Source organism: Xanthomonas sp. D-109 (assembly GCF_017746095.1).
GTDB lineage: Bacteria > Pseudomonadota > Gammaproteobacteria > Xanthomonadales > Xanthomonadaceae > Xanthomonas_A > Xanthomonas_A sacchari.
In genome coordinates this window covers 278,244-295,897 of the sequence record NZ_JAGHWV010000001.1, presented here as the reverse complement: position 1 = coordinate 295,897, position 17,654 = coordinate 278,244, and the positions used below count along the sequence as shown (strand labels likewise).

General features: G+C 68.7%; 14 protein-coding genes. 11 read left to right on the top strand and 3 right to left on the bottom strand.

Translation table 11 applies throughout. The annotated features are described in order from the left end of the window. Positions 1 to 20: 20 nt before the first annotated feature. From rseP to J7357_RS01155, 9 genes are all read left to right on the top strand, one after another. On the top strand, positions 21 to 1,379 hold the full coding sequence (gene rseP, locus J7357_RS01195) for an RIP metalloprotease RseP (protein ID WP_209244275.1): 1,359 nt from the start codon (positions 21 to 23) through the stop codon (positions 1,377 to 1,379). A gap of 80 nt (positions 1,380 to 1,459) precedes the next feature. Continuing rightward, positions 1,460 to 3,880, top strand: a complete 2,421-nt coding sequence (gene bamA, locus J7357_RS01190; RefSeq protein WP_209244274.1) for an outer membrane protein assembly factor BamA — start codon at positions 1,460 to 1,462, stop codon at positions 3,878 to 3,880. 513 nt (positions 3,881 to 4,393) lie between these two features. After that, positions 4,394 to 5,416 carry a UDP-3-O-(3-hydroxymyristoyl)glucosamine N-acyltransferase gene (lpxD, locus tag J7357_RS01185; RefSeq protein WP_209244273.1) on the top strand — a complete coding sequence of 341 codons (1,023 nt, stop codon included), beginning with the start codon at positions 4,394 to 4,396 and terminating at the stop codon, positions 5,414 to 5,416. After that, positions 5,413 to 5,883, top strand: a complete 471-nt coding sequence (fabZ, locus tag J7357_RS01180; protein WP_010344048.1) for a 3-hydroxyacyl-ACP dehydratase FabZ — start codon at positions 5,413 to 5,415, stop codon at positions 5,881 to 5,883. Before lpxD ends, fabZ begins: the two co-directional genes overlap by 4 nt. Before the next feature lie 19 nt (positions 5,884 to 5,902). Continuing rightward, complete coding sequence (lpxA, locus tag J7357_RS01175; RefSeq protein WP_010344049.1) at positions 5,903 to 6,694, top strand: acyl-ACP--UDP-N-acetylglucosamine O-acyltransferase; 792 nt, start codon at positions 5,903 to 5,905, stop codon at positions 6,692 to 6,694. 23 nt (positions 6,695 to 6,717) lie between these two features. Then, positions 6,718 to 8,001 carry a lipid-A-disaccharide synthase gene (gene lpxB / locus J7357_RS01170; RefSeq protein WP_209244272.1) on the top strand — a complete coding sequence of 428 codons (1,284 nt, stop codon included), beginning with the start codon at positions 6,718 to 6,720 and terminating at the stop codon, positions 7,999 to 8,001. After that, the gene (locus J7357_RS01165) at positions 7,998 to 8,693 is read left to right on the top strand and encodes a ribonuclease HII (protein WP_209244271.1); all 696 of its coding nucleotides are present in this window, start codon (positions 7,998 to 8,000) and stop codon (positions 8,691 to 8,693) included. The genes lpxB and J7357_RS01165 overlap by 4 nt, the downstream gene beginning before the upstream one ends. 157 nt (positions 8,694 to 8,850) lie before the next feature. Then, positions 8,851 to 12,438 carry a DNA polymerase III subunit alpha gene (dnaE, locus tag J7357_RS01160; RefSeq protein ID WP_209244270.1) on the top strand — a complete coding sequence of 1,196 codons (3,588 nt, stop codon included), beginning with the start codon at positions 8,851 to 8,853 and terminating at the stop codon, positions 12,436 to 12,438. A gap of 198 nt (positions 12,439 to 12,636) precedes the next feature. Continuing rightward, positions 12,637 to 13,596, top strand: a complete 960-nt coding sequence (locus tag J7357_RS01155; protein ID WP_209244269.1) for an acetyl-CoA carboxylase carboxyltransferase subunit alpha — start codon at positions 12,637 to 12,639, stop codon at positions 13,594 to 13,596. 170 nt (positions 13,597 to 13,766) lie between these two features. Here J7357_RS01155 and J7357_RS01150 read toward each other — a convergent pair whose 3' ends face one another. Beyond that, entirely contained in the window at positions 13,767 to 14,222 is a 456-nt protein-coding gene (locus J7357_RS01150; protein WP_209244268.1) for a CopD family protein, read from the bottom strand. An 81-nt stretch (positions 14,223 to 14,303) separates the two neighbouring features. Here J7357_RS01150 and J7357_RS01145 point away from each other — a divergent pair, with 81 nt between their 5' ends. Both J7357_RS01145 and phaZ read left to right on the top strand, forming a co-directional pair. Beyond that, positions 14,304 to 14,909 (top strand): class I SAM-dependent methyltransferase, encoded by a 606-nt coding sequence (locus J7357_RS01145; protein WP_010344055.1) that lies wholly within the window; start codon positions 14,304 to 14,306, stop codon positions 14,907 to 14,909. A gap of 63 nt (positions 14,910 to 14,972) precedes the next feature. Further along, a complete protein-coding gene (gene phaZ / locus J7357_RS01140) occupies positions 14,973 to 16,283 on the top strand; it encodes a polyhydroxyalkanoate depolymerase (protein ID WP_209244267.1) in 1,311 nt (436 codons plus the stop codon). 51 nt (positions 16,284 to 16,334) lie between these two features. Here the strand turns inward: phaZ and J7357_RS01135 are convergent, their stop codons facing one another. Beyond that, a complete protein-coding gene (locus tag J7357_RS01135; RefSeq protein ID WP_209244266.1) occupies positions 16,335 to 17,264 on the bottom strand; it encodes a sensor domain-containing protein in 930 nt (309 codons plus the stop codon). Next, a complete protein-coding gene (locus J7357_RS01130; RefSeq protein WP_017908804.1) occupies positions 17,261 to 17,626 on the bottom strand; it encodes a PadR family transcriptional regulator in 366 nt (121 codons plus the stop codon). Before J7357_RS01130 ends, J7357_RS01135 begins: the two co-directional genes overlap by 4 nt. Positions 17,627 to 17,654: the final 28 nt, after the last annotated feature.

The following is a 17,654-nucleotide window of genomic DNA, read 5'->3' as shown; positions in this document are numbered from 1 at the left end:
CGCCGCCATGAGCCACGCGCATGGGTAATTTCGTTGGCTCCATCTGGTGGATGCTGGTCAGCCTGGGCATCCTGGTGACATTCCACGAGTTCGGGCATTTCTGGGTGGCCCGCCGCTGCGGGGTCAAGGTGCTGCGCTTCTCGGTGGGCTTCGGCAAGCCGCTGTGGTCGCGCTACGACCGCCACGGCACCGAGTTCGCGATCGCCGCGATCCCGCTCGGCGGCTACGTGAAGATGCTCGACGAACGCGAGGCCGAGGTCGACCCGGCCGAGCGCGCGCAGGCCTTCAACAACAAGAGCGTGTGGCAGCGCATCGCCATCGTCGCCGCCGGCCCCATCGCCAACCTGATCCTGTGCGTGGCGTTCCTTTGGGCGATGTTCGTCATCGGCAAGCAGGACTACGCGCCCATCGTCGGCCGCGCCGAGGGCCTGGCGCAGCAGGCCGGGTTCCAGGCCGGCGAGCGCATCGTCCGCGTCGGCGACCGCGACGTCGCGACCTGGAGCGAGGCCGCCATGCAGTTGACCGTCGCCGCCATGGACCGCGCGGACGTGCCGGTGCAGACCGAGGACGCGCAGGACGGCGCCAGCCATACCCGGACCCTGCGCCTGTCGCAGCTCCCGGTCGGTTTCGACGAGCGGCAGGTGCCAGCCCTGGCCGGCCTGACCTGGCGCTTCACCCTGCAGCCGGCGGTCATCGCCAACGTCGCCCCCGGCTCGGCCGCCGACGGCGTGCTGCGCCCGGGCGACCGTGTGCTGGCGGTGGACGGCAGCCCGATCACCAGCGCCGACCAAGTCGCGCCACGGGTGCAGGCGCTGGGCCGCGAGGGCGGCAACGGCCTGATCGAGGTCGAGCGCAACGGCGAGCGGCTGGCGCTGGAGGTCCATCTCAAGCAGACCGCCGGCAAGGGCGTGCCGACCTGGCAATTGGGCGTCGGCATCGGCGAGCAGCGCCGGCCCGCCTACGACGCCACCCTGCGCTACGGCCCGCTGGCGGCGATCCCGATGGCCTTCGGCGAGACCGGCCGGCTGGCCGGCGACACCCTGGGCATCCTGCGCCGCATGCTGACCGGCGAGGCCTCGCTGAAGAACGTGTCCGGCCCGATCACCATCGCCAAGGTCGCCAACATCTCGGCCAAGGAAGGGCCGGACGGGTTCCTGAATTTCCTGGCGCTGCTGTCGCTGAGCCTGGCGATCATGAACCTGCTGCCGATCCCGATCTTGGACGGCGGGCACTTGCTGTATTACCTTATCGAGTTGGTCAAGGGCAGCCCGCTGAGCGAGCGCGCCATGGCGGCGGGGCAGTTCGTGGGCCTGACGTTGCTGGCAGGACTGATGGGGTTGGCGTTCTACAACGACCTCTTCGGGCAGGCCCTGCGATGACCCGCGCCGATCCACTCGACCCGCTGTCGTCTTGCGCCGGCGCCCATGCAACAACGATATCGACCTCTACCGGACGTGACATGACGAGATTTCCCACTCGCCGCCTGCTTGCCCTCGCCCTCGCCGCCAGCCTCAGCCTGCCGGCCCTGGCCCAGGTAGCGGAGCCCTTCACCGCCAGCGACATCCGCGTCGACGGGCTGCAACGCATTTCGTCCGGCACCGTGTTCACCTACCTGCCGGTAGAGCGCGGCGACACCGTGGACGAGGCCAAGGTCGCCGAGGCGATCCGCGCGCTGTACCGCACCGGCTTCTTCGAGGACGTGCGCGTCGACCGCCAGGGCAACATCCTGGTGGTCACGGTCAAGGAACGTCCGGCGATCAACAAGCTGACCGTCACCGGCAACAAGGACATCAAGAGCGAGGAACTGCTCAAGGGCCTGTCCGACATCGGCCTCAGCGAGGGCGGCACCTTCGACCGGCTGAGCCTGGACCGGGTGACCCAGGAGCTGACCCGCCAGTACAACAACCGCGGCAAGTACAACGTCGAGATCACCCCGACGGTGAGCCCGCTGGACCGCAACCGCGTCGACGTGGCCATCGCGATCAAGGAAGGCAAGGCGGCCAAGATCCGCCACGTCAACCTGATCGGCACCGAGAAGTTCCTCAACAAGGACATCCTGGAGAACTGGGAGTCGCGCGAGCACAACTGGCTGTCGTGGTACCGCCGCGACGACCAGTACTCCAAGGAAAAGCTCTCCGGCGACCTGGAAAAGCTCAACTCCTGGTACCTGGACCGCGGCTATGTCGACTTCAGCGTCGACTCCACCCAGGTCGCGATCAGCCCCGACAAGCGCGACATGTACCTGACCGCCGGCATCACCGAAGGCGAGCAGTACAAGATCTCCGACATCAAGGTCACCGGCGACACCATCCTGCCGCAGGAAGAGATCGAGAAGCTGGTGATCCCCAAGGCCGGCGACACCTTCTCGCGCGCGCTGCTGGAATACAGCTCCGACGCGATCACCAACACCCTGAGCAACATCGGCTACGCCTTCGCCAAGGTCACCCCGATCCCGACCACCGACCGCGAGAAGCGCACGGTGGCGGTGAACCTGCAGGTGACCCCGGGCCCGCGCGTGTCGGTACGACGCATCGTGTTCCGCGGCAACACCCGCACCTCCGACGAAGTGCTGCGCCGCGAAATGCGCCAGTTCGAGGACACCTGGTACTCGCAGGCGGCGATCGACCGTTCCAAGATCCGCCTGCAGCGCCTGGGCTACTTCGAGTCGGTGGACGTGGAAACGCCGCCGGTGCCGGGCAGCAACGACAAGGTCGACGTGGTCTACAACGTCAAGGAGACCACCTCGGGCAGCTTCACCTTCGGCCTGGGCTACTCGCAGACCTACGGCGTCACCACCTCGGTGCAGCTGTCGCAGAACAACTTCCTCGGCGGCGGCAACCGCGTCGCGGTGGACGCCTCGCGCAGCAGCTACCAGGAGCGCTACGCGTTCTCCTACACCAACCCGTTCTTCACCGACGACGGCGTGTCGCTGGGCTACAACCTGTCGTGGCGCAAGCTGGACTACTCCGACTTCGGCACCGCGCAGTACAACAGCACCAACGGCGCGGCGCAGGTGATCTTCGGCGTGCCGATCACCGAGACCGACAGCGTCTCGCTGATGTTCGGCATCGACAGCAACCAGATCACCACCTACCCCGGCTATACCCCGCAGGCGATCATCAACTACATCGATGCGATGGGGACCAAGACCTTCCACGCCTGGCGCAGCGAACTGGGCTGGGCCCGCGACACCCGCAACGACTACTTCATGCCGACCCGCGGCATGTACCAGCGCGTGGGTCTGGAAGCCACCCTGCCCGGCTCGACCGTGGAGTACTGGAAGCTCAACTACCAGATCTCCAAGTACTGGCCGATCTCGCCGGCACTGGTGCTCAATACGCGTGCCGAATTCGGCTACGGCGACAGCTACGGCAGCGACGTGTCGCGCGATATCTGCGGCACCACCACCACCAACAGCTCCGGCACGCCGGTGTACACGGCGCAGGCCTGCGACGGCACCAACCTGGTCCGCCGCGTGACGGCGTCCGGCCTGCCGTTCTACGAGAACTTCTACGCCGGCGGCACCAACTCGGTGCGCGGCTTCGAGGACAACACCCTCGGCCCGCGCTCGGAGGCCACCGCCTCGTACAGCCGCGGCCAGCCGCTGGGTGGCTCGTTCAAGACCGTGGGCTCGGCGGAAATGTACTTCCCGAAGCTGTTCGACAGCCCGTCGGCGCGCATTTCGGCGTTCGTGGACGTCGGCAACGTGTTCAACGGCGTGGACAACTTCAAGTCCAATCAGCTGCGTGCCTCCACCGGCATCGCGTTGCTGTGGCGCGCGCCGGTCGGCCCGATCTCGATCAGCTACGCGATTCCGCTGAAGAAGGAAGACAACGACGAGATCGAGCGTCTGCAGTTCACGTTCGGCGGTCAGTTCTAAAGAACTGCCCGCCCGCTGCCAGGGTTTCACCCTGGCAGCCCAGGTTTTCGCTACACGAAAACCTGGCCGGGGCTTGGCCTTCCGAATCCCCGCGCCTTCGGCGCGCCCCCTTTACCAAAGGGGGCTTTGCTCCAGTCGGTTGATCGCTCCCGACAGGTGGTCGTGGCCTGTTGCGCGGCCGCATGCGATCGCCCTACGCGGCCGTCCGACTGCCCACCAGATGCCGGGCCTTGGCCTTCCACATCACTGCGCCTGTCGGCGCGCGCCTCGCCCTGCGAATCGCAAGCCATGGTTCATTGCCTTCCGAATCCAGCGCCTGGGAGTCTGTCGCTTGTGGCCGCACCCTCACCCCAACCCCTCTCCCGGTGGGAGAGGGGCTGACGCGACTCCCTTCTCCCACCGGGAGAAGGTGCCCCGTAGGGGCGGATGAGGGTCGGGCAGCGCATGCTGTGCCAGCGCGCCCTACGCGGGCGTACGTATGACCGTGTTGATGGCACACGGTAGAATCTCCCGGTGAATACTTCGACCTATACCGCTGACGAGATCGCCGAGCGATTCGGCCTGCAGGTGCATGGCGACGGCAGCGTCGCGGTGCATGGCGTGGCCACGCTGGCGCAAGCCGGCCCGGGACAGCTCAGCTTCCTGGCCAATCCCCGCTACCGCGCGCAACTGGCCGACAGCACCGCGGCGATCGTGGTGCTGCGCGCCGACGACGCCGAGGCCGCGCCGGGCACCGCGCTGATCGCGCGCGACCCGTATGTCGCCTTCGCCAAGATCGCCGCGCTGTTCGACGTGGCGCCGCTGCGGCCGCCCGGCATCCATCCCAGCGCCAGCATCGATCCCAGCGCGCAGGTCGCTGCGAGCGCGCACGTCGGCGCGTTCGTCAGCATCGGCGCGCGCAGCGTGATCGGCGAGGGCTGCGTGATCGGCCCCGGCTGCGTGATCGGCGAAGACTGCCAGGTCGGCGCCGGCAGCGAACTGATCGCCCGCGTCACCCTGGTCACCCGGGTGCGCCTGGGCCAGCGCGTGCGCGTGCATCCCGGCGCGGTGCTCGGTGCCGACGGGTTCGGCCTGGCGATGGACGCCGGCCGCTGGATCAAGGTGCCGCAGCTGGGCGGCGTCCGCATCGGCGACGATTGCGAGATCGGCGCCAACACCTGCGTGGACCGCGGTGCGCTGGAAGACACCACCCTCGAAGAAGACGTGCGCCTGGACAACCTGGTGCAGGTCGCGCACAACGTGCACATCGGCGCGCACAGCGCCATCGCCGGCTGCACCGGCATCGCCGGCAGCGCCAGGATCGGCCGCTACGTGATGCTCGGCGGCGCGGTCGGCGTGGTCGGCCACCTGGAGATCTGCGACAAGGTCGTGGTCACCGGCAAGTCGGTCGTACGCAACTCCATCCACGAGCCGGGCGAGTACTCGTCCGGCACCCCATTGACCGACAACCGCACGTGGCGCAAGAACGCCGCGCGCTTCAAACAGCTCGATGCCCTGGCCCGTCGCATCCTGTCTGTCAGCAAGGAGAAGGAATGAGCCACGATCAGCCCCTGCCGGACGCCACCCTGCCGGACATCAACCAGATCCGCGCACTGCTTCCGCATCGCTATCCGTTCCTGCTGGTGGACAAGGTGGTCTCGCTGGATTTCGAGAACCGCCGGATCGTCGCGCACAAGAACGTCAGCATCAACGAGCCGTATTTCCAGGGCCATTTCCCCGGCCAGCCGATCATGCCGGGCGTGCTGATCATCGAGGCGCTGGCGCAGGCCGGCGGCATCCTGACCCAGCTGGCGATGGGCCGCGACGCGCAGTCCAAGCTGTTCTACATGGTCAAGGTCGACAACGCCCGCTTCAACAGTCAGGTGGTGCCCGGCGACGTGCTGGAGTTGCACGTGGAGATCAAGCGGGTGATCCGCAACATGGCGGTGTACTACGGCGAGGCCAAGGTCAACGGCAAGGTCGTGGCCTGCGCCGAAGTGCTGTGCGCCGGCACCCGCGAATGACCCTGGCAGGAGACCTGCAATGAGCGCCAACGCTCCCCTGATTCACCCTTCCGCGATCATCGACCCGGGCGCGACACTCGCCGCCGACGTGCGCGTCGGCGCCTTCACCGTGATCGGCGCCGAGGTGGAGATCGGCGAAGGCTGCGAGATCGGCTCGCATTGCAGCATCGTCGGCCCGACCCGGCTGGGCCGCGACAACCGCCTGGTCGGTCACGTCGCGCTCGGCGGCGACCCGCAGGACAAGAAGTTCGCCGGCGAACGCACCGAACTGGTGATCGGCGACCGCAACGTGATCCGCGAGTTCGTCACCGTCAGCCGCGGCACCGGCAGCGGCGGCGGCATCACCCGGGTCGGCAGCGACAACTGGTTCCTCGCCTACACCCACGTCGCCCACGACTGCATCGTCGGCAACCACTGCGTGTTCTCCAACAACACCACCCTGGCCGGGCATGTGGAAGTGGGCGATCACGTCATCATCAGCGGCTTCGCCGGCGCGCACCAGTTCTGCCGCATCGGCGATCACGCCTTCCTCGGCATGGGCGCGCTGATCAACGGCGACGTGCCGCCGTTCACCATGGTCGGCGGCAATTCGCTGGGCCGCCCGCGCGGCATCAACAGCGAAGGGCTGAAGCGCCGCGGCTTCGATCCCGAGCGCGTGGCCGCGATCAAGCGCGCCTACCGCGCACTGTACGTGGCCGGCCTGCCGCTGGCCGAAGCCAAGCACCAGTTGGCGGTGCTGGCCGAAGGCAGCGAGGACGTGCGCGCGATGCTGGAGTTCATCGAATCCAGCGAGCGGCCGTTGTTGCGATGACTGCCGGGAATGGGGAATCGGGAATGGGGAATGGGAAGAGCGGTCGCCCGCCCGGCCCCGGCTCCGCTGTTGCTTCAACCATTCCCCATTCCCCATTCCCCACTCCCCGCGCAGCGAAGCTGCGCATCGCCCTCGTCGCCGGCGAAGCCTCCGGCGACCTGCTGGGCGCGGGGCTGATCGAGGCGCTGCGCGCGCGCTATCCCGACGCCGAGTTCGCCGGGGTCGGGGGCGAGGCGATGCGCCAGGCCGGGTGCCAGACCTGGTTCGACGCCAGCGAGCTGGCGGTGATGGGTCTGCTGGAAGTGCTGCGGCACCTGCCGCGCCTGCTGAAGCTGCGCCGCGCGCTGCGCGAGCGGCTGCTGGCCTGGCGCCCGGACGTGTTCGTCGGCATCGACGCCCCCGATTTCAATCTCGGCGTGGAGCGCTGGCTGAAGCAGCGCGGGCTGCGCACCGTGCATTACGTCAGCCCGTCGGTGTGGGCCTGGCGCGAGCAGCGCGCGGCCAAGATCGGCGCCAGCGCCGACCGGGTGCTGTGCCTGTTCCCGATGGAGCCGCCGATCTACGCCAGGCACGGCGTGGACGCGCGCTTCGTCGGCCACCCCATGGCCGATGCGATCGCGCTGCACGAAGACCGCGGCGCGGCGCGTGCGTCCCTGGGCGTGGCCGCCGACGTGCCGGTGCTGGCGGTGTTGCCGGGCAGCCGCCTGGGCGAGATCGGCAAGCTCGGCGACACCTTCTTCGCCGCCGCCGCGCAGGTGCTGCAGCAGCTTCCGCATGCGCGCGTGTTAGTGCCGGCCGCCAATGCCGCGTGCAAGGCGCTGATCGAAGCGCAACTCGCGCGTTCGGCCTTGCCGCCATCCGCCACCCAGGTGCTGGACGGCCGCGCGCGCGCCGCGCTGCTCGCCGCCGATGCGGTGCTGCTGGCCTCCGGCACCGCGACCCTGGAAGCCATGCTGGTGAAGCGGCCGATGGTGGTCGGCTACAAGGTCGCTCCGCTGACCTACCGCATCGTCAAGGCGCTGGGCCTGCTGAAGGTCGACCGCTACGCCCTGCCCAACATCCTGGCCGGCCACGACCTGGCGCCGGAACTGATGCAGGACGCCTGCACCCCCGACGCCCTGGCCGCCGCGCTGCTGCACTGGCTGCGCAACCCGCAGGCGGTGGCGGCGCTGCAGCCCGAGTACGAACGCCTGCACCTGCTGCTGCGCCAGGACGCGTCGGCGCGGGCGGCCGATGCGGTGCTCGAATTGCTTGGGAGCCGGGAATCGGGAATCGGGAATCGGGAATCGACAGGAGCAACGGCATGAAGCGCTCCCTTCCCCCGCCGTCGCCGCAGCAGTCGCTTTTGTCCCATTCCCCATTCCCCACTCCCGATTCCCGGCTCTACGCCGGCGTCGACGAAGCCGGGCGCGGTCCGCTGGCCGGGCCGGTGGCGGTGGCGGCGGTGGTGTTCGATCCGGCGCGCACCCGCATCAATGGGCTGGACGATTCCAAGCAGCTGACCGCGGCGCGCCGCGAAACGCTGTATGCGCGCATCGTCGAACGGGCGCTGGCCTGGCAGGTGGTGCTGATCGAGGCCGAGGAGATCGACCGGCTGAACATCTACCAGGCGACCATGCTGGGCATGCGCCGTGCGGTCGAAGGCGTGGCCCACGTGGCCGGCTTCGCCCGCATCGACGGCAACCGCGTGCCCAAGGGCCTGCCCTGCGCCGCCGAGGCGCTGGTCGGCGGCGACGCCCGCGACCGCGCGATCATGGCCGCCTCGATCGTGGCCAAGGTCACCCGCGACCGGATCATGCAACGCCTGCACGACGAACACCCGCACTACGGTTTCGACCTGCACAAGGGCTACGCCACCCCGGCGCACCTGGCCGCGCTGGCCGCGCACGGCCCCTGCATCCAGCACCGGCGCAGCTTCGCGCCCGTGCGGATGGCCCTGGCGGGCCGGGAGCCGGCCGTGGAAATTCGGGATTCGCTGGAGTCGCTGCAGCTCGCGTAGACGCGCGCACGGCACCGTCAGCATCGCGTGCGGCTCAGGAATCAGTGAGAACGCCGCGAATCCCAAATCCCGAATCCCCAATCCCCGCCCGTCGCTGTCAAGCCTTGCCCGGCTCGCCCCCCGCCGCTACCCTGCCCGGGCATCGCTCTGGTTCCGCATGTCCACTTCCCGCTTCGCCCATCTGCACATCCACACCGAGTTCTCGCTGGCGGATTCGACCATCCGTGTGCCCGAGAAACCGGATCAGGCTGACCCGAAGAAAGCCAAGCAGGCCAACCTGCTCAGCCGCGCGGTGGAACTGGACCTGCCCGCGCTGGCGGTCACCGACCTCAACAACCTGTTCGCGCTGGTCAAGTTCTACAAGGCCGCCGAAGGCGTGGGCATCAAGCCGATCGCGGGCGCCGACCTGCTGATCGCCGACGGCACCCAGGCGCCGTGGCGGCTGACCGTGCTGTGCCGCAATCGCGACGGCTACCTCAGCCTGTCGCGGCTGCTGACCCGCGCCTGGCTGGAAGGCCACCGCAACGAAGGCGGCGTGGCGCTGCGCCCGGAATGGCTGCAGACCGGCAGCGACAACCTGTTCGCCCTGGCCGGCCGCGAGAGCCTGGCCGGGCGCCTGGCCAGCGAAGGCCGCCACGACCTGGCCGAGCAGCAACTGGCCGACTGGCAGCGCATCTTCGGCGACGGCCTGCACCTGGAACTGACCCGCACCGGCCGCGACGGCGAGGAGGCGTTCAACCAGTTCGCCCTGCACGCCGCCGGCACCCGCGGCCTGCCGGTGATCGCCAGCAACGACGTGCGCTTCCTGTACGCCAGCGACTTCGCCGCGCACGAGGCGCGCGTGTGCATCTCCTCCGGCCGCGTGCTCGACGACCCCAAGCGCCCGCGCGACTACAGCGACCAGCAGTACCTGAAGTCGGCCGAGGAGATGGCCGCGCTGTTCGCCGACATCCCCGACGCGATCGACAACACCCTGGCGCTGGCGCAACGCTGCAACATCGAGATGCAGCTGGGCACCTACTTCCTGCCCGCCTACCCGGTGCCCGACGACGAGACGCTGGACAGCTGGATCCGCAGCCAGTCGCGCGACGGCCTGGCCGCGCGCCTGGAGAAGAACCCGCTGGCGCCCGGCAAGACCCGCCAGGACTACGTGGACCGGCTCGAGTTCGAGCTGGACACCATCATCAAGATGGGCTTCCCCGGCTACTTCCTGATCGTGGCCGACTTCATCCAGTGGGGCAAGAACCAGGGCATCCCGATCGGCCCGGGCCGCGGTTCCGGCGCCGGCTCGCTGGTGGCGTGGGCGCTGCAGATCACCGACCTGGATCCGCTGCCGTACAACCTGCTGTTCGAGCGCTTCCTCAACCCGGAACGCGTGTCGATGCCCGACTTCGACATCGACTTCTGCATGGATCGCCGCGACGAGGTGATCGACTACGTGGCGCGCAAGTACGGCCGCGACCGGGTCAGCCAGATCATCACCTACGGCACCATGGCCGCCAAGGCGGTGGTACGCGACTGCGGTCGCGTGCTCGGCTTCCCGTACGGCCTGGTCGACGGCGTCGCCAAGCTGATCCCCAACATCCTCGGCATCACCCTGAAGGATGCGATGGGCGAAGGCAAGGACAGCGAGATGGCCTCGCCGGAGCTGATCCAGCGCTACCAGGCCGAGGACGACGTCCGCGACCTGATGGACCTGGCGCGGCAGCTCGAGGACCTGACCCGCAACGCCGGCAAGCACGCCGGCGGCGTGGTGATCGCGCCGACGCCGCTGTCCGACTTCTGCCCGCTGTTCGCCGAACACGACGTCGACAACTTCGGCAAGAACCCGGTCACCCAGTTCGACAAGGACGACGTCGAGCAGGTCGGCCTGGTCAAGTTCGACTTCCTCGGCCTGCGCACCCTGACCATCATCGACTGGGCGGTGAAGGCGATCAACGTGCGCCACGCGCGCGCCGGCATCCCGCCGGTGGAGATCGCCGCGATCCCGCTCGACGACGCGCCGACCTACAAGGGCATCTTCGCCTCGGGCAACACCGGCGCGGTGTTCCAGTTCGAATCCTCGGGCATGCGCCGGCTGCTGAAGGACGCCCGCCCCGACCGCTTCGAGGATCTGATCGCGCTGGTGTCGCTGTACCGCCCCGGCCCGATGGACCTGATTCCCTCGTTCAACGCGCGCAAGCACGGGCAGGAGGAGATCGTCTATCCCGATCCGCGCACCGAAGCGATCCTGCAGGACACCTACGGCATCATGGTGTACCAGGAGCAGGTGATGCAGATGGCGCAGATCGTCGGCGGCTACTCGCTGGGCGGCGCCGACCTGCTGCGCCGCGCGATGGGCAAGAAGGTGCCGGCGGAAATGGCCAAGCACCGCGAGATCTTCCGCGAGGGTGCGGCCAAGGGCGGCGTCGGCGAGGCCAAGGCCGACGAAATCTTCGACCTGATGGAGAAGTTCGCCGGCTACGGCTTCAACAAGTCGCACGCCGCGGCCTACGCGCTGGTCAGCTACCAGACCGCGTGGCTGAAACGCCACTATCCGGCCGAGTTCATGGCGGCCACGCTGTCCTCGGACATGGACAACACCGACAAGGTGGTCGGCTTCCTCGACGAGGTGCGCAACCTCGGCCTGACCGTGCTGCCGCCGCGCATCAACGCCTCGGCCTACATGTTCGAGGCGGCCACCCCGGACACCATCCAGTACGGCCTGGGCGCGATCAAGGGCGTGGGCCGCGGCGCCTGCGAGGCGATCGTGGCCGAGCGCGAGCGCGGCGGCGAGTACGCCTCGCTGCTGGATTTCTGCACACGCGTGGAATCGGCCAAGCTCAACAAGCGCACCCTCGAGGCGATGATCAACGCCGGCGCGATGGACGGGCTGGGCGCCAACCGCGCCACGCTGATGCTGCAGTTGCCGGAGGTGATGAAGGCCACCGAGCAGATGGCGCGCGAGCGCGCCTCCGGGCAGAACTCGCTGTTCGGCGGCGCCGACACCAGCGCCCCGGCGCTGCGCCTGGACCTGCCGGAAAGCAAGGAATGGCCGCTGGGCCAGTTGCTGGCCGGCGAGCGCGAGACGCTGGGCTTCTACCTCAGCGGCCATCCGTTCGATCCGTACCGCGACGAAGTGCGCGAGCTGGTCGGCTGCGACCTGAGCGCGCTGGAGAAGATCTGCGCGCAATCCGGCGGCGGCCGCGGTGGCGGCGGCGATGGCGAGAAGCGCGCCTGGCGCCCGGAGGTCAGCGCGATCCTCGCCGGCCAGGTGGTCGGCGTGCGCCGCAAGGGCGACAGCCAGGTGTTCGTGCAACTGGAGGACGGCCGCGGCCGCATCGAGTGCAGCGCGTTCTCCGACGCCATCGCCGAGTTCGGCCACCTGCTGACCCGCGACCGCATCCTCATCGTCAAGGGCGGCGTGCGCGAGGACGAATTCAACGGCGGCTACGCGATGCGCATCCGCCAGTGCTGGGACTACGAACAGATCTGCACGCATCACGCGCAGCGCCTGTCGCTGCGCCTGGACCTGCGCCAGCGCAGCGCCTGGCCGCGCATCGACGGCCTGCTGGCCCGCCACCGCCCGGGCAAGACCCCCCTGCGCCTGGACCTGCTGCTGCAGTCGGCGCAGGGCGGCATCGCCGGCATGCTCGACCTCAACGGCAGCCATTCGGTGCGCGTGGACCCGCAGCTGCTGGACGCCCTGCGCGGCGACCCGGCGGTGCGCGCGGTGAAGGTCAAGTACAGCCCGCCATGGGCGTAAGCCGGGAATCGAGAATCGGGAGTCGGGAATCGGAAAAGCCGGCCTCCCGGCAGTGGTGAGGATCGCAAGGAACCGCCCCGCTCTTCCGATTCCCCATTCCCGATTCCCCATTCACGGCCTTATCCCCGTCCCCCCCCGTACGGGCCACACCCCCGCATTCGGCTAAACTCCTCCGCTTCACGTTCTCCACGGCTTCCAATGAACCCGAACTACCTCGACTTCGAGCAACCCATCGCCGATCTGGAAGCCAAGATCCAGGAACTGCGCAGTGCCAGCACCGGTCCGGCGGTCAACGTCGATGCCGAGGTCAGCGCGCTGGAAGACAAGCTGCGGGTGCGCACTGCGCAGATCTTCCGCGACCTGTCCTCGTGGCAGATTTCGCAGTTGGCGCGGCATCCGCAGCGCCCGTACACGCTGGACTACATCAACGTGTTCTGCGACGAGTTCCAGGAGCTGGCCGGCGACCGCGCGTTCGCCGACGACAAGGCCATCGTCGGCGGCCTGGGCCGCATCGACGGCCGCGCGGTGGTGATCATCGGCCACCAGAAGGGCCGCGACACCAAGAGCAAGATCGCGCGCAATTTCGGCATGCCGCGTCCGGAGGGCTATCGCAAGGCGCTGCGCCTGATGAAGCTGGCCGAGCGCTTCAAGCTGCCGCTGCTGACCTTCATCGACACCCCGGGCGCCTACCCCGGCATCGGCGCCGAAGAGCGCGGCCAGAGCGAGGCGATCGCGCGCAACCTGCTGGAAATGGCCGAACTGAAGGTGCCGGTGATCTGCACCGTGATCGGCGAAGGCGGCTCCGGCGGCGCGCTGGCGATCGGCGTGGGCGACCGCACCCTGATGCTGGAATACGGCACCTACTCGGTGATCTCGCCGGAAGGCTGCGCCTCGATCCTGTGGAAGGACGCCTCCAAGGCCAAGGACGCTGCCGAGCAACTCGGCCTGACCGCCAAGCGCCTGTCCGCGCTGGGCCTGGTCGACAAGGTGATCCGCGAACCGATCGGCGGCGCCCACCGCAACCCCACGCAGATGGCCAAGCGCCTGAAGGCGGTCCTGCTCAACGAACTGGACGCCCTGGAACAGCTGCCGATCGCGCAACTGCTGGAGAAGCGCTACGCGCGCCTGCGCAGCTACGGCGCGTACGAGACGGCGTGATCGCGCAGCGGCGCTGCCGCTGCGGGGGAATCGGGAAACGGGAATGGGGAATGGGAAAAGCCGGCCGCCTCGGCTGTGACACGTGGGGGCGAATCCGGCTCGCGCGCTAACAGCTAGCGTTGCGCTGCTTTACCGATTCCCGCCTCCCCATTCCCCATTCCCGGCTCCAATCAAAACGGCTTCGCCAGCACCAACCAGATCACCACCAGCAGCGCCAGCACCGGCAGCTCGTTGAACAGACGCAGGGCGCGCGAGGACGGCAGCGCGCCGGCCTGGCCGACGCGCTTGAGCCAGCGGCCGGTGAAGATGTAATAGGCCAGCATCAGCGCCACCAGGCCGAGCTTGGCGTGCAGCCAGCCGCTGTGGCCGGGGGCGACCATGGTCGGGAAGTCCGGCAACACCTTGTAGCCCAGCCACAGGGTCAGCCCCAGCAGCAGCGCCAGGCCGAACATGCTGTGGCCGAAGCGGTACAGGCGCCGCCCCATCAGCGCCAGGCGCTCCTGCACCTGCGGCTGGCCCGCGCTCTCGGCGATGTTGACCAGGATCCGCGGCAGGTAGAACACCGCCGCCATCCATGCGATCACGAACAGCAGATGCAGGGACTTGATCCACAGGTAGAGTTGCATGCGCTGGCTCCGGGTCGCTGGCGTAGGATGTGCGGCCATTTTCGCCGATTCGTCCGGCGCCCGCACGGACCACACGCCCGCATGGACAAACAGTACGACGCCGACTACTTCCAGCGCTGGTATCGCCGCGACGGCATCGGCGACGCCGCGCGCCTGGCGCGCAAGGTCGCACTCGCCGTGGCCCAGGCCGAGTACTACCTGGAACGGCCGATCCGCAGCGTGCTCGACATCGGCTGCGGCGAAGGCGCCTGGCGCGCGCCACTGCTGAAGCTGCGGCCGAAGCTGCGCTATCTCGGCTTCGACAGCAGCGACTACGCCGTCGCCCGCTATGGCCGCCACCGCAATCTGCACCCGGCGCGCTTCGGCGATTTCGCCTGGCTGCGGCCGTGCGCGCCGGTGGACCTGCTGGTGTGTTCGGACGTGCTGCACTACGTGCCCAGCCGCGAATTGCGCCAGGGCCTGCCCGGCCTGGTGGAGCTGTGCGGCGGCGTGGCGTTCCTGGAGACCTTCGCCGCCGAAGACGACTTCGACGGCGACCACGCCGGCTTCCAGCCCCGCGCGGCACGCTGGTACCGGCGCCAGTTCGGTGCGCTCGGGCTGCGCCCGGTGGGCAGTCATTGCTGGCTGGCGCCAGCGCTGGCGGGCGATGCGGCGGCGCTGGAGACGATTGGTCTGGTGCCCCATTAAGGTGCAAACCGCGCGGATGCGTTATGCTGCACGGCAGCATACGCTCAGGATGGAAACACCGGCATGCTCTACCAGTGGCACGAACTGACCCGTAACCTGCTCGCCCCCTGGGTGCACCAGGCCGAAGCCAACGCCAAGATCTTCTCCGATCCCAACAGCCTGTGGTCGACGTTGCCCGGCGCCGAGCGCCTGGCCGCGAGCAACGAGCTGATGCACCGCCTGGGCAAGGACTACGAGAAGCCGGCCTGGGCGCTGGACCATGTCGAGGTCGACGGCCACGCGCTGCCGATCGTCGAGCAGGAAGTGCTGCGCAAGCCGTTCTGCCGCCTGCTGCGCTTCAAGCGCTTCAGCGACGACGCCAAGGTCGTGGACGGACTCAAGAAGCAGCCGGCCGTGCTGGTGGTGGCGCCGCTGTCCGGCCACCACGCCACGCTGCTGCGCGACACCGTGCGCACCCTGCTGCGCGACCACAAGGTCTACGTCACCGACTGGATCGATGCGCGCATGGTGCCGCAGTCCGAAGGCGACTTCGGCCTGGACGACTACGTGCGCTACGTGCAGGACTTCATCCGCCACATCGGCGCCGAGTCGCTGCACGTGATGAGCGTGTGCCAGCCGACCGTGCCGGTGCTGGCGGCGGTGTCGCTGATGGCCGGGCGCGGCGAGACCACGCCGCGCTCGCTGGTGATGATGGGCGGGCCGATCGACGCGCGGCGCAGCCCCACCGAGGTCAACAACCTGGCCACGCGCAATCCGCTGTCCTGGTTCGAGCACAACGTCATCCACACCGTGCCGCCGGCCTACCCCGGCCACGGCCGCGAGGTCTACCCGGGCTTCCTGCAGCACATCGGCTTCCTGGCGATGAACCCCAGTCGGCACTTCATGTCGCACTGGGATTTCTACGCCAACCTGGTCAAGGGCGACCTGCAGGACGCCGAGGCGCACCGCCGCTTCTACGACGAGTACAACGCGGTGCTGGACATGCCGGCCACCTACTACCTGGACACCATCCGCGTGGTGTTCCAGGAGTTCCTGCTGCCGCGCGGCGAATGGGTGATCGACGGCGAACGGGTCGACCCGGCCGCGATCCGCGACACCGCGCTGCTCAGCATCGAAGGCGAACTGGACGACATCTCCGGCCTGGGCCAGACCGCCGCCGCGCAGGACCTGTGCACCGGCATCCCCGCCGCGCGCCGCCAGCATCTGGAAGTGCAAGGCGCCGGCCACTACGGCATCTTCAGCGGCCGCCGCTGGCGCGACATCGTGTATCCGCAGGTGCGCAGCTTCATCGCCGCCAATGCCGGCGCCAGCCGCGCGCCGGCGGCCGGCAACGTCACCCCGCTCAAGCGCCGCGGCAGCCGCAAGGCCGGCTGAGCGGCATCTCGCCCGCGGCAACCCCGCCGCGGGCAATCGTGCATCAGGGCATCAGGCCTCTGCGCTGCGCACCAGCAGGTGCTTGGCCAGCAGGCCATGCGCCTTGCCGAAGCCGCGCGACAGATGCAGGGTGACGAAGAACAGCGCTGCGCCCAGCACGCTGGCCAGCAGCAACGGCAGCCACGCCTCGCTGCCGATCCAGTGCAACGGACCGACATGAACGGTCAGATCCGCGACGTCCGGGGCAAACAGCGCGGCAGGCGCCAGCAGCATCAGCAGCGACGTACTCAGCAAGGCCGTAAATACCGTGAAGTAGAAGATCCCCAGCGGCAGCATCAGCAGGAAATACAGCATCGTGGTCCAGGTGCGCGCATCGGTGAACATCTGCCCGATGCGCTGCAGCCACGGCTGTTCGGGTGCGCTGTACAGCGGCCGGCGCGGCATGCGCTCGCCCAGCAGCACCTCCACCACGCGGCCCTCCACCAGCGACAGCAGCCGCACCGAACCGAAGAACAGCACCAGCAGCGGCACCCCGACGATCAGGATCAGCAAGCCCGCCGACACGCTGACGCCGGTCACCAGCCAGGTGAAGTAGAAGATGCCGGTGACCAGCGACAGCAGCATGTAGAACAGGCTGCCGTAGGCGCGCGGGTCGGCGATCACGCCGAAGAAGCGGCCGGACAGCGACTTGCGCTTGGGCGGCGCTGGCGGCTTCAGCGCGCGGCTGACCGTGACCTCGGTATCGCGGTAGATCTCGGCCACTTCCTCCGGCGCGCCGTAGCTGCCGGCGACGCCGGCGATGACCTCGGCCTCGCTCTTGCCCGGCTGCTCGGCCAGCTCCGAACGCAGGTATTCCTCCGCGTCGTACAGCGCGTCCTGGACCAGCGCGGGGTCGGCGCCGGCCAGTGCCGCGCGCAGTTGCGCGAGGTAGTCGGGAATGGTGGTCGGCAAGGGCCGCGGTGCGGTGTGTGCGCTGCTCATTCTGAAATCCCCTTCAGCACGGAATCGACGGAATCGCGGGTGGCGCGCCACGCCGCGGCCCATTGCCGCAGCGTGGAAAGACCCGCCGCGGTGATGCGGTAGTAACGCCGTGGCGGCCCGGCCACCGACGGCTCGACATGGCTGGACAGCAGGCCGGCCGCCTCCAGGTTGCGCAGTACCGGGTACAGCGCGCTCTGCTTGCCGCTGAGCACGCCCTCGCCCACCTGCTCCAAGCGCTTGGCGATCAGGTAGCCGTACAGCGGCGCCTCGGCCGCAGCCAGTACCGCCAGCAGGGCCAACGACACGGTGCCGGCGCTCAGCTCCTTCTGGAATTTCTTCAGCTGTGCATCCGGCTCGACCATGACGCCCCCGCTAGGTTGAGGTGGATAC